29 protein-coding genes are annotated in these 24,094 nt (G+C 62.6%); 21 read left to right on the top strand and 8 right to left on the bottom strand.

All coding sequences use genetic code 11. The features are described from left to right. Positions 1-20 precede the first annotated feature (20 nt). Positions 21-716, top strand: coding sequence for a DUF7530 family protein (locus HFX_RS00490; protein ID WP_004058631.1), 696 nt, complete (start codon positions 21-23; stop codon positions 714-716). Between the two features lie 30 nt (positions 717-746). Here the strand turns inward: HFX_RS00490 and HFX_RS19560 are convergent, their stop codons facing one another. Further along, complete coding sequence (locus HFX_RS19560) at positions 747-923, bottom strand: DUF5786 family protein (RefSeq protein ID WP_004058633.1); 177 nt, start codon at positions 921-923, stop codon at positions 747-749. Between the two features lie 115 nt (positions 924-1,038). Here HFX_RS19560 and HFX_RS00485 point away from each other — a divergent pair, with 115 nt between their 5' ends. Next, a complete protein-coding gene (locus HFX_RS00485; RefSeq protein ID WP_014732040.1) occupies positions 1,039-2,043 on the top strand; it encodes a DUF5784 family protein in 1,005 nt (334 codons plus the stop codon). Between the two features lie 96 nt (positions 2,044-2,139). Here HFX_RS00485 and HFX_RS00480 read toward each other — a convergent pair whose 3' ends face one another. Beyond that, positions 2,140-2,424, bottom strand: coding sequence for a DUF5789 family protein (locus HFX_RS00480; RefSeq protein ID WP_004058637.1), 285 nt, complete (start codon positions 2,422-2,424; stop codon positions 2,140-2,142). A 133-nt stretch (positions 2,425-2,557) separates the two neighbouring features. Here HFX_RS00480 and HFX_RS00475 point away from each other — a divergent pair, with 133 nt between their 5' ends. After that, complete coding sequence (locus tag HFX_RS00475; protein WP_004058639.1) at positions 2,558-3,352, top strand: PHP domain-containing protein; 795 nt, start codon at positions 2,558-2,560, stop codon at positions 3,350-3,352. Positions 3,353-3,534: 182 nt separating this feature from the next. Beyond that, positions 3,535-3,699 carry a DUF6757 family protein gene (locus HFX_RS19895; protein ID WP_004045157.1) on the top strand — a complete coding sequence of 55 codons (165 nt, stop codon included), beginning with the start codon at positions 3,535-3,537 and terminating at the stop codon, positions 3,697-3,699. A gap of 72 nt (positions 3,700-3,771) precedes the next feature. On the opposite strand, the gene HFX_RS00470 is transcribed toward HFX_RS19895, so the two are convergent. Next, positions 3,772-4,284, bottom strand: coding sequence for a DedA family protein (locus HFX_RS00470; protein ID WP_004058641.1), 513 nt, complete (start codon positions 4,282-4,284; stop codon positions 3,772-3,774). A 94-nt stretch (positions 4,285-4,378) separates the two neighbouring features. Here HFX_RS00470 and hemB point away from each other — a divergent pair, with 94 nt between their 5' ends. From hemB to hemL, 7 genes are all read left to right on the top strand, one after another. After that, entirely contained in the window at positions 4,379-5,371 is a 993-nt protein-coding gene (gene hemB, locus HFX_RS00465) for a porphobilinogen synthase (RefSeq protein ID WP_004058643.1), read from the top strand. Positions 5,372-5,744: 373 nt separating this feature from the next. Beyond that, positions 5,745-7,295 (top strand): ammonium transporter, encoded by a 1,551-nt coding sequence (locus HFX_RS00460; protein WP_014732039.1) that lies wholly within the window; start codon positions 5,745-5,747, stop codon positions 7,293-7,295. Then, entirely contained in the window at positions 7,292-7,660 is a 369-nt protein-coding gene (locus HFX_RS00455; RefSeq protein ID WP_004058648.1) for a P-II family nitrogen regulator, read from the top strand. Before HFX_RS00460 ends, HFX_RS00455 begins: the two co-directional genes overlap by 4 nt. A 386-nt stretch (positions 7,661-8,046) precedes the next feature. Beyond that, on the top strand, positions 8,047-9,417 hold the full coding sequence (locus HFX_RS00450) for an ammonium transporter (RefSeq protein WP_004058650.1): 1,371 nt from the start codon (positions 8,047-8,049) through the stop codon (positions 9,415-9,417). Between the two features lie 3 nt (positions 9,418-9,420). Then, positions 9,421-9,792 carry a P-II family nitrogen regulator gene (locus HFX_RS20245; protein WP_004058652.1) on the top strand — a complete coding sequence of 124 codons (372 nt, stop codon included), beginning with the start codon at positions 9,421-9,423 and terminating at the stop codon, positions 9,790-9,792. 137 nt (positions 9,793-9,929) lie between these two features. Then, on the top strand, positions 9,930-10,619 hold the full coding sequence (locus HFX_RS00440) for a CPBP family glutamic-type intramembrane protease (RefSeq protein WP_004058654.1): 690 nt from the start codon (positions 9,930-9,932) through the stop codon (positions 10,617-10,619). Positions 10,620-10,651: 32 nt separating this feature from the next. Next, complete coding sequence (hemL, locus tag HFX_RS00435; protein ID WP_004058657.1) at positions 10,652-11,989, top strand: glutamate-1-semialdehyde 2,1-aminomutase; 1,338 nt, start codon at positions 10,652-10,654, stop codon at positions 11,987-11,989. Here the strand turns inward: hemL and HFX_RS19890 are convergent. Continuing rightward, complete coding sequence (locus HFX_RS19890) at positions 11,984-12,160, bottom strand: hypothetical protein (RefSeq protein WP_004058659.1); 177 nt, start codon at positions 12,158-12,160, stop codon at positions 11,984-11,986. The genes hemL and HFX_RS19890 overlap by 6 nt on opposite strands. 66 nt (positions 12,161-12,226) lie before the next feature. Further along, a complete protein-coding gene (locus tag HFX_RS00430; protein WP_004058661.1) occupies positions 12,227-12,616 on the bottom strand; it encodes a hypothetical protein in 390 nt (129 codons plus the stop codon). 220 nt (positions 12,617-12,836) lie between these two features. Between HFX_RS00430 and hemC the strand changes: the two genes are divergently transcribed. The 7 genes from hemC (at position 12,837) to HFX_RS00395 (ending at position 19,199) form a co-directional block, all read left to right on the top strand. Further along, complete coding sequence (gene hemC, locus HFX_RS00425) at positions 12,837-13,934, top strand: hydroxymethylbilane synthase (protein ID WP_004058662.1); 1,098 nt, start codon at positions 12,837-12,839, stop codon at positions 13,932-13,934. A 1-nt stretch (position 13,935) separates the two neighbouring features. Then, positions 13,936-14,793: a uroporphyrinogen-III C-methyltransferase gene (gene cobA / locus HFX_RS00420; RefSeq protein WP_004058663.1), complete on the top strand. Its 858-nt coding sequence runs from the start codon at positions 13,936-13,938 to the stop codon at positions 14,791-14,793. Beyond that, entirely contained in the window at positions 14,790-15,533 is a 744-nt protein-coding gene (locus HFX_RS00415; protein WP_004058664.1) for a uroporphyrinogen-III synthase, read from the top strand. Before cobA ends, HFX_RS00415 begins: the two co-directional genes overlap by 4 nt. Positions 15,534-15,598: 65 nt before the next feature. Further along, positions 15,599-16,762, top strand: a complete 1,164-nt coding sequence (locus HFX_RS00410; protein WP_179955366.1) for an MFS transporter — start codon at positions 15,599-15,601, stop codon at positions 16,760-16,762. Positions 16,763-16,904: 142 nt separating this feature from the next. Beyond that, a complete protein-coding gene (locus HFX_RS00405) occupies positions 16,905-18,323 on the top strand; it encodes a DHHA1 domain-containing protein (RefSeq protein ID WP_049917454.1) in 1,419 nt (472 codons plus the stop codon). Positions 18,324-18,364: 41 nt separating this feature from the next. Beyond that, positions 18,365-18,754 (top strand): VOC family protein, encoded by a 390-nt coding sequence (locus tag HFX_RS00400; protein WP_004058669.1) that lies wholly within the window; start codon positions 18,365-18,367, stop codon positions 18,752-18,754. 223 nt (positions 18,755-18,977) lie between these two features. Then, the gene (locus HFX_RS00395; protein ID WP_004058670.1) at positions 18,978-19,199 is read left to right on the top strand and encodes a DUF7557 family protein; all 222 of its coding nucleotides are present in this window, start codon (positions 18,978-18,980) and stop codon (positions 19,197-19,199) included. A gap of 226 nt (positions 19,200-19,425) precedes the next feature. On the opposite strand, the gene HFX_RS00390 is transcribed toward HFX_RS00395, so the two are convergent. Beyond that, complete coding sequence (locus tag HFX_RS00390) at positions 19,426-19,827, bottom strand: DoxX family protein (protein ID WP_004058671.1); 402 nt, start codon at positions 19,825-19,827, stop codon at positions 19,426-19,428. A gap of 327 nt (positions 19,828-20,154) precedes the next feature. On the opposite strand from HFX_RS00390, the gene HFX_RS00385 reads away from it, so the two are divergent. The 3 genes from HFX_RS00385 to HFX_RS00375 all read left to right on the top strand — a co-directional run bounded on the left by HFX_RS00385 (position 20,155) and on the right by HFX_RS00375 (position 22,508). After that, the gene (locus HFX_RS00385) at positions 20,155-20,472 is read left to right on the top strand and encodes a DUF5783 family protein (protein ID WP_004058672.1); all 318 of its coding nucleotides are present in this window, start codon (positions 20,155-20,157) and stop codon (positions 20,470-20,472) included. Positions 20,473-20,516: 44 nt separating this feature from the next. Continuing rightward, on the top strand, positions 20,517-20,891 hold the full coding sequence (locus HFX_RS00380) for a NifU family protein (protein ID WP_004058673.1): 375 nt from the start codon (positions 20,517-20,519) through the stop codon (positions 20,889-20,891). 78 nt (positions 20,892-20,969) lie between these two features. Next, positions 20,970-22,508, top strand: a complete 1,539-nt coding sequence (locus HFX_RS00375; RefSeq protein WP_004058674.1) for a sulfatase — start codon at positions 20,970-20,972, stop codon at positions 22,506-22,508. Between the two features lie 21 nt (positions 22,509-22,529). Here the strand turns inward: HFX_RS00375 and HFX_RS00370 are convergent, their stop codons facing one another. Both HFX_RS00370 and HFX_RS00365 read right to left on the bottom strand, forming a co-directional pair. Next, positions 22,530-23,426: a ketopantoate reductase family protein gene (locus HFX_RS00370; RefSeq protein ID WP_004058675.1), complete on the bottom strand. Its 897-nt coding sequence runs from the start codon at positions 23,424-23,426 to the stop codon at positions 22,530-22,532. Between the two features lie 92 nt (positions 23,427-23,518). Beyond that, positions 23,519-23,806 (bottom strand): DUF7130 family rubredoxin-like protein, encoded by a 288-nt coding sequence (locus HFX_RS00365; protein WP_014732036.1) that lies wholly within the window; start codon positions 23,804-23,806, stop codon positions 23,519-23,521. Positions 23,807-24,094 lie beyond the last annotated feature (288 nt).

Raw genomic sequence — 24,094 nt, 5'->3', positions numbered from 1 at the left:
CAGGAAGGGAGGGTAAACGCGTGAACGACACCACCGAGTACGGCGAGACGTGGGTCTACGAGAGTATCGTCGGCGCGCTCCCGGGCGTGAACATCGGAGAGAGGGGAGCGATTGTCCTTCAAATCGCCGTGTTCGAGGTTGGGGTTCTCTTTTTCGCGTGGGTGTACGACCTGTGGACCGCGGCGGTCGCCGGGACGGCGGCAATCGTCGTCGCCGCCGTCGGCAGCGTCGTGATGCTCCGCATGGGCGAACAGACCCGTGCTGCAGCAGTTCCCGTCCCGTACCGTCGCCTTCTCTTCGGGTCGAGCATCGAGGTTGTGCTGGGCGTGCTCGCGTTCGTCGCGCTCGTGACGCATCTGTTCGTGTTCGACCCGCAGCAGACAGAGACACCGCTTTTGACGGTTCTCTTCGGGGCTGAGCCGCCCGTCATCGTCGTCTACCTGACGCTCCTCGTACTGTGGGACCTCTGTTACCGTATCGGCACGTCCTGGTGGGCTGCCGTCGTCAACCTCTGGGGAGCAGTCCGCTACCGGTTCGACGAACCGACCGCCCGGTCGGTCAAACGAGTAAACTATCTCAACGTCGGATTCGGCGTCGCGCAGGTGCTTTTAGTTCCGTTCGTACTGGACCAACCGGTCCTCCTCGTCGCGGTCGGCGGTCACGTCGTGGCAGTGACTGTCGTCTCCGTGGCTGCCGCGTTGCTGACGAGAACGTAGCGACGTGCAGAGGCTTGAGAAGGTGTCGGCTTAGTCGTCTGCCTTCATCTGTTTGAACTGTTCGAGAAGCGCGTCGGTCGAGTCGCCGGAGTCGTACTCGACAGTGCCGCGGTAGGTCTTCCGGTCGTCGTCGGTGCCGGGTTCGACCTGACTCGTCATGCGCTCGCGGCGTTCGTGTTCGGCTTCGTCATAGGCACCCATTGACATGGTTCACTAAGCCATGTGAGAGAATGCCACATATAATTATCGGAGATGTTCAAAACCATGATAGATTCGCCCGGCGGCAGGAAAGGGTAAAAACAATCGCCGAACTACACCGTATGTGGCACGCCCGCTCCGATTTCGTTACGCCCCCGGTCACTGGGACGAAGCACGGATAGCCCGTGATATATTCCAGTCGCTCGACGCCAATCTCGGTGCTGAGATGGGTGCACCGTGGTACACACCCCCCGAAGGGTACGAAGCCCGACGGTTCGACATGGACAACGGTGACACCGCACTTTTCGCGTGGACCGACGACCACGCCTACTGGATTGGCAACACAGAGACACCGAGTGCACTGTGGCGAACCGACAAAGAGGGATTCGACGAGGCACCATTCGAGATTTCCCGGTGGGCACAACGCGAACTCATCTCCGAACTGTTCGACGAGTCGCCGTGGCTGAAGCCCTATCCGCACCTCTCGTGGTTCTTCCTGCCGGTCTTCCTCTCTAAAGACGGACGAGAGACGACGCGCGCGTTCTTCCACGACCACTCGGCGGGTCTCCCGGATACGACCCGCGACGAGGCACTGGCGTTCTACGAGTCGTTCTTCGCGACGGGTGTCCTCGACGAATACCGCGAAGTGATGGCCGGAAAACTCGGTACGTCGGAGTACTTCGACCCGATACGGATGGCCGCCGCGATGGGCGAGTTCGACGTGGCGTACCTTCTCACCGAAGCCGGCTACGACATCACGCCGGAGATCGAGGTGGCGACGGGCCACTCCATCGACTTCCGCGCCGAGAACACGAAAGCGGGCGGCGCGCTCATCGAAGTGACGCGCCCACTCCCGCCGAACCGACGCTCAGTGAGTAATCCGGTGGCTGCAATTCGAGACACGGCTCAGACGAAGACCAACGGTCAAGGACAACTCGCCGAACACGGTGGCGGCGTGACGCTCTTCGTCGATTGCTCGTCGTTCCCCGACGACGACTGGGCCGCGATTATGGGCGAACAACCGGACGTGCGACACCGCCCGGCGGTCGTCTTCCGACTCCGACCATCCGGCCACGTCGAAGGCTACTCGAAAGGTTCGGTCCCCGTGGACCTGCCGTGGCTCTCCTAATTCGGCTGTACCCTCTTCTCGAATGGATTGACGAGCCGCAGGCTTGGCGGTGTAGGTTTCTCGAAGAAGTACCGGAGTGGAGACGACGTGCTCAGCTTAGAAGGAGAGCATCTGCGGCCCGTCCTCGCCGAACGGGGATGGGTCGCGGTCGCTGTAGTACCGGCGACCGATTGCCTCGTGGCCGACGCCGGTAAAGAGGGCATCACGAACATCCTGCGGACAGGTGTACGTCTCTTCCCCGAGGCGGGCCAGAATTTCTGCGACAGTCTCCTGACCGTTCTGTAGCTCGATTACTTCGTCGCCGTAGTGTTGGGCGAAGTCGGTCGAGCTAGTCGGGTATTCGTGGCGTTCGATGGCGTCGCCGAGTCCGTTCAGGCGCATTACACTCATTGCTGTGCGGACCACATCCTTAATGATTTTCCATGTATGTCTTTTAGAGCCATTGCATACCTTAATGAACCTTAATGAAAGATGCGGCGCAACGTTTGTAGCCCCCTCACTCGGAACACGACACATGAACGACGACCCGCCAGTCGCGGACCTGCACCTCCATACGACCGCCTCTGACGGGCTGCTCACCATCAATACGCTCCCAGATGCGGCTCTCGCGGGTGGTGTTGATGTGGTCGCTGTAACAGACCACGACCGCTACCACCCGGAACTCCATGCGCCGGTCATCGAGCGCGGCGGGGTGACAATCATCCACGGCATCGAGCTACGGGTCGACGCGGGCGACCGTCGAGTCGACCTACTCGGCTACGGCGTACAGAAGCGCCCGGCACTCACCGCCGAGGTCGAACGACTCCAAGCGAATCGTATCGAGCGCGCGCGGAAAATCGTCGAATACGTCGAGGAGACGACCGGCGTCGACCTCGATTTGGACCTCCACGAGGGCATCGGTCGACCCCATATCGCCCACGCAATCGAAGCCAGCGACGCACCGTACGACTATCAGGGAGCGTTCGACGAACTCATCGGCGCGGACGGACCGTGTTTCGTCGCGCGCGACCTCCCGTCGTTCGACGAGGGCGTGAAAATTCTCCGCGATGCGTGTTCAGTGGTCGGTCTCGCACACCCGTTCCGCTATCGCGACCCGGCCACCGCGCTCGAACTGTGTGCCGACCTCGACGCTGTCGAGCGATACTATCCGTACGGATACGAAGTCGACACGGGTCTCGTCGACGATGCAATCGAGGAGTACGACCTCCTCGCGACCGGCGGGAGCGACGCCCACGACGAGACGCTCGGTCGTGCCGGACCGCCCGAATCCGAGTTCGCTCGGTTTGCCGCCGCGGTAGACGGACTCTAACCCGAATGTCCACGCTTCTAACCGCTATATTCGCGTCTCTAACCTAGTTATCCGTATTACTAACCGGAGTTGTCCATGCACCTAACTACAGTTGTCAGCGACGCTACCCGTATTAATACGCGAATAACTGCGCCGACTGTCTGGGGCGTAGAGTTAAATCCTATCGGAACCGAAGAGGGCGTATGCAGTGTCACTACTGCGACCGTGAGGCCGCATACGCCGCCGAGAAAGACCACATCAAGGTCGGTCTCTGCGAGCGACACTTCCGCAAGCGGGTCGAGGAACTTGCCGAGTCTGAAGAACTCGCCGCCCTGAAAGAGAAGCTTGACATTAACCGAACGAAGTGACGGACTACTCACGGACGCACCCCGAATAAGGACTCCCTACCACCTCCAACCGCCCACCACGGCCGGGCTACTTTATGCCAGGACTTGCCCGCTGAGAAGATAGAGCGCCGCGAGCGCGCCCTCAAACACGAGCGTTCCCGCCGCCGACAACACGAGAAACCGCCGCGACGACATCTCGGCGAATCCCGCGGGCACCGTGAGCATCCCGCGTGTGAACAACATCGCGTTGCTCGCCGGAACGACGAGTGGTCCCCATCGGTCGAACCAGCCGTCGAACCGGTCGATTTTGGCCTCGTCGATGCGGAACCACGACCGCGAGAGGAGATACTCGCGCCCGCCTCGTTTTGCGAGAAGGAACAGTGCGAACTGCCCGATAGTAGCACCAAGGACGGCGATGCCGAGAATCGGAAGGAGGTACGCCTCGCCGACGAGAATCAACGCCCCGGGAACGAGCAACTCGCTCGGAGCGACGTAGAGAAGCATCGCACCCTCCAATACGAATACGAAAAACAGGACGACAAACGCGAAATCAGAGACGAGGAGTTCGCGGAGGAAATCCGGAAGTTCGGCGACGACGGAACTCATCGATAGCACGTTTTTCGAGCGGCGACAAAGCGGTTGTGATGGTCAGCCACGATGATAGCGACGGCATTTTGCCGCCGCCGACCGAAGCCCGCGTATGGACCTTACCGACCGCCCGCGACGGCTTCGAACGGACGGAATACGGCCTCTCGTCTCGGAGACGACACTCGACGCGACGGACCTCGTCGCACCCGTCTTCGTGGACGCGACGGCCGACGAACGTGTTCCCATCGAGTCCATGCCGGGACACGAGCGCGTGCCGGTCGATGCGGCGGTCGACCGAGTTTCCGAAGTGCTCGAAACGGGCGTCGAGGCCGTCATCGTCTTCGGGATTCCCGAGTCGAAAGACGAGCAGGGTTCTCGCGCGTACGCAAGCGATGGAGTTGTGCAAGAAGCCGTTCGACGTATCACCGCCGAGACGGACGCCTACGTCATCACCGACGTCTGCCTCTGTGAGTACACCGACCACGGACACTGCGGCGTGTTGGAATCACACGCCGAAGACGACCCGACGCTCACCGTCGAGAACGAACCGACGCTGGACCTCCTGGCGAAGACCGCCGTCTCGCACGCCGAAGCCGGTGCCGACATGGTCGCCCCCTCCGCCGCGATGGACGGGATGGTCGGTGCCATCCGCGAGGGATTGGATACATCCGGCTACTCGGACATTCCAATCATGTCCTACGCCGCGAAGTACGAGAGCGCTTTCTACGGTCCCTTCCGCGATGCGGCCGACGGCGCGCCCGCCTTCGGCGACCGCAGACACTACCAGATGAACCCCGCCAACGCCCGCGAAGCCATGCGCGAGGTCACCCTCGACGTGGAGCAGGGCGCGGACGTGCTGATGGTCAAGCCCGGACTGCCGTACCTCGACATCATTCGGGACATCCGCGAAGCATACGACCATCCGGTCGCCGCCTACAACGTCTCCGGCGAGTACGCGATGCTCCACGCCGCCGCCGAGAAGGGCTGGCTCGACCTCGACGGTGTCGCCCACGAGTCGTTACTCTCGCTGAAACGCGCTGGTGCGGACCTCATTATTACGTACTTCGCCGAAAGCGTGGCGAAGCAGCTTTCGGCGGGCCGCTGACCACACCCGAAACGGCCGAATTTCGAGACGAGAAACGACCGCGCCACGAAAACAGAGACGACCGGAGCGAAAGAGTCGATAGCACGACGCGCACATCGAAACAGCCCAGTTTTGGCAATATTTACGTGGACGTTCGTCCACAGACAAGCAGACAATCGTCTATTCGATGGACGAATTACAACCTTATATGCGTAATATTGTTATCTATTTTGTCCAAGCTTCGTATTACAACCCTTAGAAATTGACAAACTCAACCCTTCACTTTATGTATTACCTTATCATGAAGTCGAAGCGTGCTAAACAACCACAATCAATACGAATTCGGTAGGAAAGTACCAAACTGTCCACCGTCTGCGTACGGAGGTGAACACGCGTGATTCCATTGCAGGTCGACCCCAACGTCGTCGCACAGGGGGTCAACTACGTGTGGATACTCGTCGTCTCGTTCCTCATCTTCTTCATGCAGCCGGGGTTCGCGCTCTTAGAGGCAGGGCAGGTACGCGCGAAAAACGTGGGGAACGTGCTGATGAAGAACATGACCGACTGGGCGCTCGGCGTCCTCGTGTACTTCGTCGTCGGTGCGGGCGTGGCGACAATCGTCGGCGGCCTCACCTCGCCGGGCGGCTTCGACGTTGCCGCCGCGTTCTCGTACATCGGCGACTCCGGCGCGTGGATTGACTGGCTCTTCGGTGCCGTCTTCGCCATGACCGCCGCCACCATCGTCTCCGGTGCCGTCGCAGAGCGCATGGATTTCCGTGCGTACGTCGTCTTCGCGGCGACCATCACGGGATTCATCTACCCCGTCGTACAGGGCCTGACGTGGTCCGGCGGCCTGCTCTCCGGAAGCGGCTATCTCGGTGCCGCGCTCGGCGTCGGCTACCTCGACTTCGCCGGTGCGACCGTCGTCCATATGTGCGGTGGCGTCGCCGGTCTCGTCGGCGCGAAGATGGTTGGCCCGCGCAAGGGTCGCTTCGGCGCGAGCGGTGAGAGCCAGCCCATTCCGGGCCACTCGATGCTGCTCGCGGTCCTCGGGACGCTCATCCTCGCGTTCGGCTGGTACGGCTTCAACGTCGGCACGCAGGCGACCGTCCTCGCAACCACCGAAAGCGGCGGTCTGGAGTTCATGGGTGCCGCACTCGGCCGCGTCGCGCTCGTGACGACCCTCGGCATGGGTGCCGGTGCGGTGGCCGCGATGGTCGTCTCCACGAACTACCAGGGTAAGCCCGACCCGCTCTGGATGGCGAACGGTCTGCTCGCCGGACTTGTGGCCGTCACGGGCGCTGTCCCGCACGTCACGTGGTGGGGTGGCCTCGTCCTCGGCGCACTCGGCGGCGCAATCGTCCTGCCCGCGTACCGCTGGACCGTCGACTCGCTGAAAATTGATGACGTGTGCGGCGTCTTCGCCGTCCACGGCGTCGCCGGCGCGGTCGGCACGGCCCTCATTCCGGTGTTCGCCGTCGGCGGCTTTTCGGCCACGCAACTGGTCATGCAGGTCGCCGGTGTCGGCATCATCGCCCTGTGGACCATCGTCGCCTCGGCGGTCGTCTTCGCGGCCGCTGGCACCGTCTTCGGCCTCCGCGTCTCGGAGGAAGAAGAACTCGAAGGCCTCGATATCGGCGAACACGGCGTCTCGGTCTACCCAGAGTTCATCGGCGAATCGGGTCCCGACCGTGGCGTTGGAACGCGCGCCGCAACTGACGGTGGGAACGATGTCCGGACTGACGGTGGGAACGATGTCCGGACTGACGGTGGGAACGATGTCCGGACTGACGGTGGGAACGATGTCCGGACTGACGGTGGGAACGATGTCCGGACTGACGGTGGGAACGATGTCCGGACTGACGGCGACGTCGTTGGCGACAACGGCGTGGCCGTGACTGAAGGCAACGATTCGGCCGCAGTCGACGGAGGTGAAAACCAATGAGCGAGACTGAGACCGGAAACGACGGTATCAAGCTCGTCATGGCCATCATCCGTCCCGACAAGCTCGCCGACGTGAAGACCGCACTCGCCGAAGTCGGCGCGCCCTCGCTCACAGTGACGAACGTCTCCGGGCGCGGCTCACAGCCCGCGAAGAAAGGCCAATGGCGCGGCGAAGAGTACACCGTCGACCTTCACCAGAAGGTCAAAATCGAGTGCGTCGTCGCCGACATCCCGGCTGGCGACGTGGTCGACGCTATCGCGGAGGCCGCCCACACGGGCGAGAAAGGAGACGGGAAGATATTCATCCTGCCCGTCGAGGGAGCCGTCCAAGTTCGAACCGGCAAGGAGGGGAGTCCAGCAGTCTGAGCACAACAACGAATGGTACTCCTGAGTCCCTAACCGGACGGTAGTCTCCCCTTTTTTTTCGACTCGCGCGAGCGCACACCCGTCGAGGGTGTCAGTTTGCCCGAGCCATTCGTATTAGTAAACTGACACTACATACGTAGGATAGTCTGGCAACATTTGTCCAGTTAGTCCGCGACTTACGCCCTTATATATCTCATATCCCATTGTAAAGCGAACATACGACCTCAGTTTTAGAAATAAATGGACAATTGTCAACGCAAACTATTATGTACTCACATGTGGATACAATCTTCCATGATTCGCGAGACATTCGGTCGCGAATCGAGCACCAACATGAACGACTGTCCACTTGAACTCCCGTTCGAATCGCATATCGGAGGAATCGTATGCTGACCGCACTTCAGGCAGACCTCGCCTCGGTCGTCGAGGGCGTGAATCTCGTGTGGGTCCTCACCGTCACGTTCCTCATCTTCTTCATGCACGCCGGCTTCGCCATGCTCGAAGCCGGGCAGGTGCGTGCGAAGAACGTCGCAAATCAGCTCACGAAGAACCTCCTGACGTGGAGTATCGGCGTCATCGTGTTCTTCCTCCTCGGTGCGGCCGTCTCGGCAATCGTCGCCGGACTTACCGGCGGCCCGGCAACGACCGTCGCAGACGCCTTCATGGGTCTCTACGCACCCGACGCCTCGGCGACGACCGCGTGGGTCGATTGGCTCTTCGGTGCCGTCTTCGCCATGACCGCCGCCACCATCGTCTCCGGTGCAGTGGCGGGCCGCGCGAGGCTTCGTGCGTACCTGACCTACACCATCCTCATCGCGGGCGTCATCTACCCCGTCGTCGTCGGCGTCACCTGGGCCGGTGGCTTCCTCAACGGTCTCGGCTTCCACGACTTTGCCGGCGGCATGATTGTCCACGGAATGGGCGGCATCGCTGGTCTCACCGCCGCGTGGATTATCGGCCCGCGCATGAACCGCTTCAACGCCGACGGCAGCGCGAACGTCATCCCCGGCCACTCCATCACGTTCGCCGTCCTCGGGACGCTCATCCTCGCGTTCGGCTGGTACGGCTTCAACGTCGGTACCGCCGCTGCACCACTCGCGTACAGTGACGGCGGCGTGACCCTCGGCTCGTTCGCCTACGTCGGACGGGTCGCGCTCGTGACCACCCTCGGCATGGCCGCGGGCGCACTCGGCGCGGGCGGCGTCGCGTTCTACAAGACCGGCAAGGTCGACACGCTCTACGTCGCAAACGGCGTTCTCGCCGGACTCGTCGGCATCACCGCCATCGCCGACGACATCGTCTGGCCCGGCGCTCTCGTCGTCGGGCTTCTCGCCGGCGCACAACTTCCAATCGTCTTCGAGTTCGTCGAAAAGCGCCTCCGCATCGACGACGTGTGTGCGGTCTTCCCCGTTCACGGCTCCGCGGGCGTTCTCGGGACGCTCCTGTACCCGGTGTTCGCCGTCCCCGTTTGGCACGAAGGCGCGTCCATCGTCTCGCTCGCCGTTCCGCAGGTGGTCGGCGTCGGCGTCATCGCCGTCTGGACCTTCGTCGCCACCACGGCAATCTTCGGCGGCTTCCGCGCCATTGGACAGGTCCGTGTCTCCGCCGACCACGAGCGTCAGGGACTCGACACGGCCGAACACGGCGTCGACACCTACCCCGAATTCGGCTCGCCCGACGCCGACACCGGTATCCGCGCCGACGGCTCCGGGATTCCCTACGGGCATGGATTCATGACGACACAGGAGGACGAATAAGCCATGAGTGACGCTGACCTGCCGAACGACGGCGGTATCAAACTCGTCATGGCCATCATCCGCCCCGACAAACTCGCCGACGTGAAGACGGCGCTCGCCGAGGTTGGCGCGCCCTCGCTCACGGTGACGAACGTCTCCGGGCGCGGGTCGCAACCGGCCAAAAAGAGCCAGTGGCGCGGCGAAGAGTACACCGTCGACCTCCACCAGAAAGTGAAAGTCGAGTGCGTCGTCGCCGACACACCCGCCGAGGACGTTGCCGATGCCATCGCAGACGCCGCCCACACGGGTGAGAAGGGCGACGGGAAGATATTCATCCTGCCCGTCGAGAACGCGATTCAGGTTCGGACCGGCAAGACCGGACGCGACGCGGTCTGATAAGGACTGTTGTAGTCTCTTACCGGTGTCGACGGCACCGGGACGGCGCTCACCGGTAAATATGGTGAGCACCGAAGCCACGCGAAACCATTTTTCCGTTCCGCACCAAGCGACGTGACGATGAGCGGTGCCCTCCCGTGGTGAATGTCGAAATCCTCGGCGGCCTCGTCGTCGCCCTTGGTGGAATGTCCATCGTCGGCCTGGTCACTGACCGATACCTCTCCGAACCCGACAACCTCCGGACGGACCTCCTCGTGAGCGACGCGAACAAGTGGGTGGTGTTCGCGCTCCTGTGTAGTTACGTCATCCTCGTCGAAGGTCGACAGCTGTCGTCGATGACCGGACGTGCTCTCGACCCGCTCTCGTTCGTCGCGGTCGTCGGCGGCGGCGTCTTCGCCCTTTTCGCGGCGAATGCGCTGACCGCGCCGCTCTTCGACCGCTTCGAGGTGGGCGGTCTCGGAAACGACATGTCGGAGTTCACGTCGCTGTCGATTCGACACCGACTGTTCGTCGCCGCAACGGCCGGAATCACCGAAGAAGTGCTATTTCACGGCTACGCCATCGAGCGATTGCTCGACGTGACCGGGAGTCCGCTTATCGCCGGGGGCGTCTCCTTCGTCGCCTTCACGGCGAGCCACGCGGTCGGGTGGGACCGCGGCGCAGTCGCCAGAATCGCGGTTCCCGCGCTGTTGACAACCGTGATGTACCTGCTCGTGCGCGACGTGGTCGTTCTCGTGGCTATCCACGCCCTGAACGACGCGGTCGGATTGTTGCTTGTCGGGTCGGTTCGGGATATCGACGGCACCGCCGAGCGGGCGACCCAGTAAGCTCTTTGGCACGACGGTTCGAACCGGCGCGCATGAGACACGACGAGTCCCGAGCGTTGTACGACCGGGCGTTATCGGTGCTTGCCGGCGGCGTGAACTCCTCAGTCCGGGCGACACAGCCCTACCCGTTCTTCGTCGAGCGCGGTGACGGCGCGCACGTCATCGACCCCGACGGGAACCGCTACATCGACTACGTGCTGGGCTACGGGCCGCTCCTCTACGGCCACGACATCCCCGAACCCATCCAAGCGGCGGTCCAGAAACACGCCGCGGCCGGGCCGATGTACGGCGCGCCGACCGAAATCGAGGTCGAGCACGCCGAATTCGTCGCGCGACACGTCCCCTCGGTCGAGATGATTCGATTCGTCAACTCCGGCACGGAAGCGACCGTCTCGGCGGTCCGACTCGCCCGCGCAACCACCGGCCGCGACAAAATCGTCATCATGCAGGGCGGCTACCACGGCGCACAGGAATCTACGCTCGTCGAGGGCGAACCCGGCAACGTACAACCCAGTACCCGCGGCGTCCCATCCTCGTTCGCCGAACACACCCTTCCCGTCCCGTTCAACGACGAGGAAGCGATTCGCGAGGTGTTCGAGGAACACGGCGAGGACATCGCGGCTGTCATGACCGAGCCGATTCTCGCGAACACGGCCATCATCCACCCGGTCGACGGCTACCTCCAGACCCTCCGCGACATCACCGAGGAACACGACTCGCTTCTCATCTTCGACGAGGTCATCACCGGCTTCCGCGTCGGCGGCCTCCAGTGCGCCCAAGGGAAGTTCGGCGTCACGCCGGACATCACGACCTTCGGGAAGATTATTGGCGGCGGATTCCCCGTCGGCGCAATCGGCGGCAAAGCCGAACTCATAGAGCAGTTCACCCCCGGCGGCGACGTGTTCCAGTCTGGTACCTTCTCGGGCCACCCGGTCACGGTCGCTGCGGGCCACGAGTACCTGAAATACGCCGCCGAAAACGACGTGTACGACCACGTCAACCGTCTCGGCGAGAAACTGCGGCGCGGCATCACCGACATCCTCGAAGACCAGGCACCCGAGTACACCGTCGTCGGCACGGACTCGATGTTCAAGACCGTCTTCACCCGCCACGGCTCGGCCGACCGCGCCGACGAGTGCGCAGACGGCTGCACGCAGCACGAAGCGTGCCCGAACTACGACTACTGCCCGAAGAACGGCGCGGACGTGGCGAAGGCCGAAACCGACCGCTGGGAGCGCGTCTTCTGGCAGGAAATGAAAGACCAAGGCGTCTTCCTCACCGCGAACCAGTTCGAATCGCAGTTCGTCTCCTACGCCCACACCGACGAGGACATCGAAGAGACGCTGGAAGCGTACAAGACGGCGCTATAGCAGTTCGAGTCGCATTCCAGCGAAGACCAACAAACTCACCACGCCGGTCAAGACGATGCCGGCAACAATCGGAAGCGTTCCCGTCGGGTCTGGGGCGAGTACGAACGCCGCTGGAAACGAGACGACAGCGGCGGCCACGATGGTGAAGGCACCGCGGATGATGGAGTTCACGTTCTCAGCTGCGCCGTCGCTCGATATAATAGTTCGTTAATTCGACACGATTTGGGTAGTCGGATACTAATCGACTCGTAACCGCGACTCCGCTCGCCTCCACAGCGGCGGGTAGGCCGCCACGGTCCCAAGTCCGACACCGACGACCCACGCGATGACGATACCGAGCGCATTCACCCGCAGTTCGAGGAAGGCGAAGAGCGTGACGTAGGTGAGCGTCGTTACGAGTCCGACCAGCCACACCCGGACGACGAGACGGAGTCGAAGCGGGCGGAGCCAAAGCAGGACGAAACCCACCGCGCCCGCGAGTACGAACCCGAGCCACGACGGCGCGTCGAAGCCGAAAAGCGGTAAGAGGTTATCAAGCGGACCGAAAATCGGAAGCAGGCCGAAGAAGAGGAACGCCACGACGACGAAATCTCCGACCTGCCTGACAACCGAATCGAGAGAGGGCATTGGGGACGTTGTTGGAGGCGCGTTGTATCCGTCTTTCTCTCGTGAGGTCGGCAGGGAACAGCACGCTACTCCCGTGTTGGAAACCACACCTCCACCGTGTTGGAAACCCCGCCATTCGCGTGTGGAAAATCATCACGATTTCCCGCGTTCGACGCGTCACGACCCGATTCGGGAGGAACGAACTGGAGGGCTTTTCAACGCGGGGGCCGGACAACAGCATATGACTACACGGACACTTCGCTTGGCGACGCGAGGGTCGGCGCTCGCTCGCGCACAGGCCACGAGTGTACAGGAGGCGCTCGCAGGTCGCAAACTCGACGTCGAACTCGTCGAAGTCGAGACCACAGGCGACCTCATTCAGGACGAACTCATCCACCGACTCGGCAAGACGGGTGCGTTCGTCCACGCGCTCGACGAGCGCGTCCTCGACGGCGAGGTCGATATCGCGGTCCACTCGATGAAGGACATGCCGACCGAGAAGCCCCACGACCTCGTGGTCGCGGGCGTCCCCGAGCGCGCTCCCGCCGGCGACGTGCTCATCACGGCCGAGGGTCACGACATCGACGAACTTCCCGAAGGAGCCGTCGTCGGCACCTCGTCGCTCCGCCGGCAGGCCCAACTGCTCAACTACCGCGACGACATCGAAGTCGAACCGCTCCGCGGTAACATCGACACCCGCATCGAGAAACTGCTCGCCACGCACCTCCAGCGCGAGCACGAAGCTCGCGTCGAAAACGACAAGGAACGACAGGGCAAGCGCGGCAAGACCGACCACGAAGCGGAGTTCGACGAGAGCGCAGACGAGTGGTTCGACGGACTCACCGAACTCGAACGACAGGCGATGGAACGCAAGGTCGAAACCGAATACGACGCCATCGTCCTCGCCGAGGCCGGACTGAAACGCAGTGGTCTCGACAAGAAAATCAACTACGAGCGGCTTCCCCGGACGGATTTCGTCCCCGCACCCGGTCAGGGTGCGATTGCGGTGACCGCATCCGACTCCGAAGTCATCGACCTCGTCAAGGACAAACTCGACCACCCTCGGAGCCGCGTCGAGACCACCGTCGAGCGAACCATCCTCGCCGAACTCGGCGGCGGCTGTATCGCACCGGTCGGCGTCCACGCGCTCCTGCAGGGCGAACACGTCCACGTCGATGTACACGTGCTCGCAACCGACGGCTCGGAGTCCATCAAGACGTCCCGCGACCTGCCGGTTGGGAACCACGCAAACGCCGCCCGCGACTTCGCGGCCGCCCTCCGCGACCGCGGTGCAGGACAGTTAGTCGAAGCCGCCCGGGAAGAGGCCGAGGAGGAGTAAGATGACAGTGGAGGACGAGCAGACGGCAGTAGATGAATCGACAGATGACGCGACCGTCGGAACGGTCCACCTCGTCGGCAGCGGACCGGGTGACCCGGAACTGCTGACGATGAAGGCTGCCCGCCTCATCGACGAGGCGGACGTAGTCCTCCACGACAAGCTTCCCGGCCCGGAGATTCTGCAGATGATTCCGGCCGAAAAGCGCGAAGACGTGGGCAAGCGGGCCGGCGGCGAGTGGACGCCGCAGGAGTACACGAACAACCGGATGGTCGAACTCGCCCGCGAAGGCAAGGAAATCGTCCGCCTGAAGGGCGGCGACCCGTTCGTCTTCGGCCGCGGCGGCGAGGAGATGGAACATCTCGCCGAAAACGGAATCCCGTTCGACATCGTGCCGGGAATCACCTCGGCCGTCGCCGGTCCCGGGTCGGCGGGCATCCCCGTCACCCACCGCGACCACGTCTCGTCGGTCTCGTTCGTCACAGGCCACGAGGACCCGACAAAGGACGAGTCTGCAGTGGACTGGGAAGCACTCGCCGCGACCGGGGGGACGCTCGTCGTCCTCATGGGTGTCGGGAAACTTCCCCTCTACACCGCCGAACTTCGCGATGCGGGAATGGATGGCGACATGCCAGTCGCACTCATCGAACGGGCGACGTGGCCCGATATGCGAGTCGCAACCGGCACGCTCGACACTATCGTCGACGTGCGCGACGAGGGCGAGATTGAGCCACCCGCAATCACCGTCATCGGCGAGGTGGCTGCGACCCGCGACCGCGTGAAGGAGTTCCTCCTCGGTGGCGGCGCTGACGCCATCACCGAACGGATTACAACCGGCGGCGACGTGGAGGAGACCGAATGAGCCAACAAGTCCGCGCGGCCGTCTTCCGACCGGCCGACGACCGAATCGACCGCGCCGTCGAACTCCTCGAATCGCTCGGCGCGACGCCGGTTCCGGACCCGATGCTCGCGGTCGAGCCGACGGATGCGATGCCCGAAGATGGCGACTACGTCATCCTCACGAGCAAGACGGGCGTCGAACTCCTCGACGAGGCTGGCTGGGAACCCGGCGGCTCGGTCCTCTGCTGTATCGGACCTGCGACTGCTGATGCGGCCCGCGGCGCAGGCTGGATAGTCGACCGCGTCCCGGAAGAGTACACCTCGCTCGGACTGGTCGAACACCTCGCTCCCGACGTTGACGGCGCGACAGTCGAAGTCGCTCGGAGCGACCACGGCAGTCAGGAACTCATCGACGGTCTGCGCGAAGCGGGTGCGGAGGTCCACGAGACGGTCCTCTATCGACTCACCCGCCCCAACGGGTCTGGGAAAGCCGCCGAGATGGCTGCCACGGGCAACCTCGAAGCCGCACTCTTCACCTCGTCGCTCACGGTCGAACACCTGCTCGACGCCGCCGAAGAACGGGGTATCCGCGAGAAGGTTATCGCCGGTCTGAACGACGCCATCGTCGGTGCAATCGGTCCGCCGACCCGCGAAACGGCGGAATCACACGGTATCGACGTGACCGTCGTCCCCGACGAAGCGACGTTCGAAGCGCTCGCCTGCGACGTGGTCGAGACGGCCGCGCCGACGTACCACGAGTGACGGGAGACGGCGGAAGCGGGACGGTTTCAGGCACGACCGACGCGAGCTCGACCGATGCGGGTTCGATAGACAGGTCGTGGCAGGCCGTGGGCGCGGTTGCCGGATGGCAGACCGCAGCGAGTCTCTGTTACTACACGATTTTCGCCGCGACCGGGTTGATTCGAACGGAGTTCGGACTCTCCGAGTCGCTGGTCGGCGTTTTCGTGACCGCCGGGTTACTCGGCTACACGCTCGTCTTGTTCCCGAGCGGCGCGGCTGTCGATGGCTACGGCGAAAAACCGGTGATGGTCGTCGGCCTCCTCGCGCTGGCCGTCGCCCTCGTCAGTGTCACGCTTTCCACACCGTCGTACGCGCTGTTGTTGGTGACGGCGGCGCTCCTCGGTGGAGCCTACTCGACCGCGATGCCCGCCTCGAATCGTGGCATCGTCGCGGCCGCGCCCGCCGGGAGCAAGAATCTCGCAATGGGCCTGAAACAGGTCGGCGTCACCGTCGGCAGCGGAGCCTCGTCGCTCATCATCACTGGTATCGCCGTCGTCGCCGCGTGGCAGGTCGGCTTCTGGCTCATCGCCGCCGTCGCGCTCGGCTACGCGCTCGTCTTCGCTGCTCGCTACGACGGAAACCCCGGAACCGGCCGCCTCGAACGCCCGAGACTCGATGGACTGCGCGACAACCGGGCCTACGTCGCGCTCGTCGCCGCCGCTCTCTTCATCGGCGCGTCCATCTTCTCGATGCTCGGCTACACCGTTCTCTACGTGCAGGACGTGGTCAAGCAGGGTCCCGCTATCGCCGGCGGCGTCCTCGCGGCGACGCAGGTGACCGGCAGTATCGGCCGCATCGGTGCCGGAAGCCTCGCCGACCGACTCGGCGGGGCGCGCGGGGCGGCGACAGTCGCGCTCGTCCAACTCGCCGGTTCCGTCGGTCTGTTCGCCCTCCTCGCGGTGACGGGCGGGTCGCTCGCGCTCTCAGTCGCCGTGTTCGTCGCGCTCGGCCTCACCATCCACGGTTCGACCGGTGTCTTCTACTCGTGTCTGAGCGCCGTCGTCGACGACGGCGACATTGGAGCAGCGACTGCCGGCGGACAAACCGCGCTCAACATCGGCGGCCTGCTCGCACCGCCACTTTTCGGAACCGTAGTCCAGTTCGTCGGCTACGGGGCCGGATGGGCGCTCGTCGCAGCCTCGACGGTCCTTGCGACCGCGCTCCTGTTCGTGGTGAGACGGCGACTCTGAAAAGCACCCCCGTGTCCATTGCTGGCGGACATTTTTGTACTGAAACGGCGCAATCCCGGCCCATGTACGACGACGTCCGACCGTGGAGTATCACCACCGAACTACCAGCGTTTATGCCGGTGACGACGTGAGTATCGAACTGATGGACGGACCCGTCCCCGAACTCACCGAGCACGCAGCGGCGTGTGCGGACCGACTCCGCGACGCCGACCGGGTGCTTCTCGCCTCGCACATCGACGCCGACGGGTTGACGAGCGCTGGCATCGCCTCGGCGGCACTCGAACGCGCCGGAATCCCGTTCGAGACGGTGTTTTGTCGCCAACTCGACGAGGCGGCCGTCGCCGATATCGCCGCCACTGACTACGACACCGTTCTCTTCACCGACTTCGGCAGTGGCCAACTCGATATCATCGTCGAGTACGAGGACGCGGGCGACTTCCACCCGGTCATCGCCGACCACCACCAACCCGCCGACGGCGTCGAGACCGAACACCACCTGAACCCGCTTCGGTTCGGACTCGACGGCGCGACCGAACTCTCCGGAGCAGGCGCGAGTTACGTCCTCGCTCGCGCGCTCGAACCGGCGGGCGGAGACAATCGAGACCTCGCGGCTCTCGCGGTCGTCGGGGCGGTGGGCGACATGCAGGACTCGAACGGCGAACTCCACGGAGCCAACACGGGCATCGTCGACGAGGGCGTCGAAGCCGGCGTCGTCGAGGAAGGGACCGACCTCCGCATTTACGGTCGCCAGACCCGTGCCCTCCCAAAGCTGCTCCAGTACGCGACCGACGTTCGCATCCCCGGCATCTCGAACAACGAAGCCGGCGCTATCGAGTTCCTGACCGAACTCGACGTTCCGTGCCGTGACGACGACGGCGAGTGGAAACGGTGGGTCGACCTCACCGGCGACGAGCGACAGACGCTCGCCAGCGCACTGATGCGCCGCGCCATCGCCAGCGGCGTTCCCGCCTCGCGCATCGACGACCTCGTAGGGACGACCTACGTACTCTCCCGCGAGAAAGAAGGAACCGAACTTCGCGACGTGAGCGAGTTTTCGACGCTCCTGAACGCGACGGCGCGCTACGACCGGGCGGACGTGGGTCTCGCAGTCTGTCTCGGCGAGCGCGACCGCGCACTCGATAGGGCGCGCAGGCTCCTTCGAAATCACCGCAAAAACCTCTCGAACGGGCTTCAATGGGTGAAAGAACAGGGCGTGAGTGTGGAAGAGAACCTCCAGTGGTTCGACGCGGGCGACGAGATACGCGAGACCATCGTCGGCATCGTCGCGGGGATGGCCGTTGGTACCAACGCGACGCGAAACGGAATTCCGGTGTTGGCCTTCGCCGAGAACGAAGACGGCGACGTGAAGGTCTCCTCGCGCGGGTCGTACGTGATGGTCAGAAACGGTCTCGACCTCTCTGCTGTCATGCGCGAGGCATCCCGTGCAGTCGGCGGCGACGGTGGCGGTCACGACGTTGCCGCGGGCGCGACGATTCCGAAGGGTGAAGTGGCGGCGTTTATCGCCGAAGCCGACCGCATCGTCGGCGAGCAGTTAGGGTAAGAGCCACAAACAACTATTCTACGGCCACGAGAGTGTCGGCAATGGCACACGGCGTCTACGGATTCGACCACGTCGCCCTTCCCGTCTCGAACCTCGAAAGAGCGGTCTCGTTCTACACCGAGGTACTCGGTCTGCCGTCGGTGGACAAACGAAACCCAGCAGACGGAACGTACCACTGGGTTCGCGTCGGACAAGGGCAATCACTCAATCTTGCCGAGACAGCCGAGGGCGACGACGTGCGGCCGGGCCACGTTTCGTTCGCCGCACCGGAGTCGTTTCTGGACTCGCTCCGCGAACGACTCAGCGATGAGAGTATCAACTTCCGCGACACCGATACGAGTCTCTATTTCACAGACCCCGACGGAAACGAACTCGAAGTAACGTGCTGGCGGGAGTCGCGACTTCGCGAGAGCGGCGCGAGTCACTGGTAAGTGTAGTTCTGCTGTTTCTGAAGCTAGATACTAACGCCATCGTCCGATTGTGAGTGAGCGATCCGTTTTCTATATCGCATTATAGAGTTTATTCCCTAAGAGCCAACGGACCTCATCGAAGCCACAACACCCCAGTCTCACCCGTTGAAATGCGCGAAATCCTCATATTGGATGCTTGTGTATGACATGATACCGGTCCGCATGGCCGGTTCGGGGTAAGACGATGGCGTCCGCGAGAACAAACAGATTCGAATACGACTACCCGGTTGGCTACGAACCGGAGGTACAAACAGAGACGGTCGAACTGGACCGTCGAACCGTCGAGCGACTCGATGCGCTGTGCGAGGACGAGGAGTCGTACGACGAACTAATCAACGAACTGGTTTCCACCTTTACGGCGAGCGAGCTTCTCGCCGCCCGCGTGGACAGTCCACTCATCGAGTGACGTGCTGCGTCACTCAATTTTCGGCATCTGAGACGTACTGCGAGTGGAATCACCGGGTTTCGACCGTTAGCCGTCAGTAAAATCACCGTTCGTCCGTTAGCCCCTGATAAATCAATACGCGCTATACAGAATCCGGTAAACACAGACAGTTCGGGGGGACAGCCGATGCTCACCGGAGTCGTTAAGGTTTCCAAAATATCTACACAGGAAGACTGACTGACGCTGGTCAGTCCGCCCGCATCGACCGCCCAGTACCAGATGTGAGTACTTCTTCGTCGAAGAGAGCGCGCTCGAGTGAGAGCGCTCCCGGTCCGCTCAACACGACTGCGAGCGCGAGCAGGACCAGCGTGAGCGTGTATTCGATGCCGCCGCTAGAGGAGGGATATCCGTTCGGGAGATGGACTGCCACCATCGCAACGAACATGATGATGGCAATCAACGAACCCGTGATACGAACGAACAACCCAACCAACAACAGGAATCCACCGACGAGTTCGACGAGACCGACACCCCACGCCGCAACGGCGGGGAGTGGAACACCGAGGCTCGCCAAGAACCCCGCGAAACTCGAGATTCCCATTGATTTTGGCCCGACTGCGAGGACTTTGCCAGCGCCAGAGACAATCATGGGTATAGCCAATGCGAGCCGAAGGAGTACAGGACCCCACTGCGCGGCCGTCTCAGTTGGAGACTGACGAGACACGGCGAATCACCTCACCTCACACATTGGACGGGTTTGCGTTTTGTAACCTAGTTTGTATTTTATTTTGTACTTTCTTTTGGATTTTAATTCCATTGCATTACCACATTCAGTTAACAAACCATATAATATGTGGGAACGAGAGTATAAGTATCGGCTCGGGCGAGAGAAGACGCAATCAGACGCGGTCTCCGAGAGCGGAGGGCTCGCCGGCCAATCGTCCGATTTTTTGCTGGCAACGGGAAATCACCGAGTATGGCCGATTTCGACCCGGAGAAGTTCGAGGACAAGTACGCCAACTACTTCCCCGAACTCCAGCGCGCGTACAAGAACGCCTTCGAGACGATGAACGACGAGTTCGACTCGACGCTCATCCACGGTATCGACCAGCAGATTCTGAACGAGTCCGAGCCGTTCTACGAAGACGGCGACTTCACCGTCGAACTCCCCGAGAATCCGTCGGAACGACTTACGGCCGTCGAAATCGACGACGACGAGCTCGAATCCGTTCTCGAACGGTATCTCGACGAGATAGAGGGCGAACTGCATCGGGTCTTCGGCGTCGAATCGTAACCCCGAACCAAAGGCCTAAGCACGTTCACCCCGAAGCCGCGTCCATGAGCACGGAGACGCAGGACGGCGAGGACGACCTCAAAGAGCGTGTTGTGAACTTCCTCCGTCGGAACTTCCCGCAGATCCAGATGCACGGTGGCAGCGCGGCCATCCGCGACCTGGACCGCGAGACCGGCGAAGTGACGGTTCTCCTCGGTGGCGCTTGCTCCGGGTGCGGTATCTCGCCGATGACGATTCAGGCTATCAAGACCCGCATGGTCAAGGAAATCCCCGAAATCAACGAAGTCCACGCCGACACCGGCATGGACGGAGACATGGGCGGCGAGAGTCGTGGCGGCACCAGTCCGTCGTTCCCCGGCGACACCAGCGACGACACGACCGACATCGAAGACGACCAAGGTCCGCAGGCCCCGTTCTAGGGCGTCTTTTCGGGATTTTTCTCTCGGCACGCATCCGAGAACAGGACTTTTATCGGCGACTACTGCACACCCACGGGTATGACCGAGTCGCCCGAGAACGTCCTCTTCGTCGTCATGGACACGGTCCGAAAGGACCATCTCACCCCGTACGGCTACGACCGCCCGACGACGCCGGGCCTCGAACGGTTCGCCGAAGAGGCGACCGTGTTCGAACAGGCCGTTGCACCCGCACCGTGGACCCTCCCGGTTCACGCCTCGCTTTTTACTGGGATGTACCCGAGTCAGCACGGTGCTGACCAAGAAAACCCCTACCTCGAAGGCGTCACCACGCTCGCCGAGACGCTCTCGGCGGCCGGCTACGACACAGCGTGTTACTCCTCGAACGCGTGGATTACGCCCTATACGCACCTGACTGACGGATTCGAGCAACAGGATAACTTCTTCGAGGTCATGCCGGGGGACTTCCTCTCCGGCCCGCTGGCGAAGGCCTGGAAGACCATGAACGACAGCGACACACTCCGGGCGCTCGCCGACAAACTCGTCAGCCTCGGCAACACCGCCCACGAGTATCTCGCCGGCGGCGACGGGGCGGACTCGAAAACGCCCACTGTCATCGACGAAACTATCGACTTCATCGACGACTCCGAGGAGTTCTTCGCGTTCATCAACCTCATGGACGCACACCTCCCGTACCACCCACCGGAGGAGTACAAAGCGGAGTTCGCATCGGGTGTCGACTCGACCGAAGTGTGCCAGAACTCAAAAGAGTACAACGCCGGTGCCTACGAGATAGAGTCCGACGAGTGGGAAGCCATCCGCGGCCTCTACGACGCCGAAATCGCCCATATCGACGACCAACTCACGCGGTTGTTCGACTACCTGAAAGAGACCGACCAGTGGGACGACACCATGGTCGTCGTCTGTGCCGACCACGGCGAACTCCACGGCGAACACGGCCTGTACGGCCACGAGTTCTGTCTGTACGACCCGCTCATCAACGTCCCGCTCATCGTCAAACACCCCACACTCGGCACGGGGCGACACGAAGAACAGGTCGAACTGGTCGACCTCTACCACACGGTCCTCGACTCGCTCGGTGTGGAGGGTGGCGAACCCGCCAGCCCCGGCGACAACGTGGTCGGTCTCGACCGCACGCGGTCGCTTCTGTCCGCGGACTACCGCGACTTCGCCAAGGCGACGAACGACGACCCCGGACAGCGACGAGACGGCGAATACGCCTTCGTCGAGTACTCTCGTCCCGTTGTCGAACTCAAACAATTAGAGGAGAAGGCATCGGGCGCAGGCATCGTCCTCCCGGAGGATTCGCGGTTCTACTCCCGGATGCGCTCGGCCCGGCGAGTCGATGCCAAGTACACCCGAATCGACCGGATTCCAGACGAAGCGTACCGCATCGACACGGACCCAGAAGAGACAGAGAACCTCGCCACGTCGGACGACGAAGCCATCGCCGAGACGGAGCGCGCACTCAGTGAATTCGAAGACGCCATCGGCGGCGCGTGGACCGACGCGCTCGACACCGACGTTTCGGACGGCTCGGTCGACCAGATGGACGACGAAGCACAAGAGCGACTCCGCGACCTCGGATATCTCGAATAGCGGCCTGTCTGCGTTTCCGTCCTACCGAAGCCCTTCTCCGCGCTCCCACGCCCGCAAGAGCGCCGCGAGCGTCCGGTTCGTCGGAACCTCGAAATCGTGTTCGGCGGCGATATCGACCACCGCACCGTTGATGGCATCGACTTCGGTTCGTTTGCCCGATTCCACGTCCTGCAGCATCGAAGAACGGTTTGCGGCTGTCTTTTCGATGACCCGGTCAATCGCCGCACGAGCGACGCGGTTCGGGAGCCGAACGCCCTCTAATCGGGCGACTCGGGCGGTCTCGCGGGCGGCCCGGTGGGTAAGCTCGCTCGCCTCGTTGGCCGCAAGGCAGCCGTTTTCGACCCGCGAGAGCGCGGTAACAGCGTTGATGCCGGCGTTCACCGCGAGTTTCTCCCAGCGGCGGCGGGGCATATCCGCGGCGACGAGCGTATTGATGTTCGCATCGCGGAACGCTTTCCCGACCCGCTCTGCGAGGGGAGAAGTTCCGCCGTCGAGAGCACCTAAGACGACGCGGCCGACGCCAGTACACTCCACTCGCCCGGGGGCGACGAGTCGAGCACCGTAGGTCGCTGTCCCGGCGAGGACGGGAGCTTCGAGTCGGGAGGCGAGCATCTCTTCGGTGAGACCGTTTTGGAGTGAGAGGATGGCATCGGCGTCGCAATCGGCGAGTGCCTCGGCCGCCGCCGCTGTGTCGAACGATTTGACAGTGACAATCGCGAGGTCGGCGTCGTGGCCCGTTTCGGCTGTCGTGGCGGCCGGTGAGGCGTGTGCGGACTCGGCACCGACGATGTCGAGACCGGTCTTCGAGACTCGTGTGGCGTGTCGGTCGCGGGCGACGAGCGTCACGTCGTGAACGGACGCCAGAAGCCCGCCGACGAGGGTGCCGAGACTGCCCGCGCCGAAGACGAGGATTCGCATAGCTACCTGTACTCGTGAGGCGACAAAAATCGGGGAGTCTCGTGGTTGCGGCGGTCCGTGTCGGATGAGACTGTGGTCAGCACCGCGGTTGGTCAGTCTTCAATCCAGTAGTAGAGCGCCTCGCGCTCCGTGCCGCAGTTCGGACACGAATCCGGAAGTTCATCGATGTCACCCATCTCACCGCAGTCACTGCATCGCCACATTAACTCGGCCTCCCCGAACTCGTGACCGGCGCGTTCGTGCTCGATGGACATCTCGGCAATCCCCTCGCGGGTCGTGACGAAGAACCCGTCCTCGTTGAACCCCCGGACACTGCCGAGTTCTGTTCCATCTTCGGCGTACACCGTCATTCCCACCGTCGGCTGTGTGCTCTCAGCCATGTGTGAACATTGGGCACGCAACCCGATAAAATCGAATGGCTCTCGCCCGCTGTTCAAATCCGGGGCAAACAGTTGAGGGAACAGTCAGAACGCCACGGGCATAAATAATGAATTGAATTTCGCTATATAAAATATAAGGGACGTGGCATCACCACGTTTTCGGGACGCGGCTACAACCAATCTCGGGGGATGTAGACGCATCTGAGGAGTGTCTGTTGAGTCCTATACAGCAAGCCCCAGTCAGCCGAGAGAGATGTCCTTGGAAACACTCGAAGTTGCGCCCAGAAC

This window comes from Haloferax mediterranei ATCC 33500 (genome assembly GCF_000306765.2).
Classification (GTDB): Archaea; Halobacteriota; Halobacteria; order Halobacteriales; family Haloferacaceae; genus Haloferax; species Haloferax mediterranei.
This window is presented reverse-complemented; position numbering and strand designations above follow the sequence as displayed.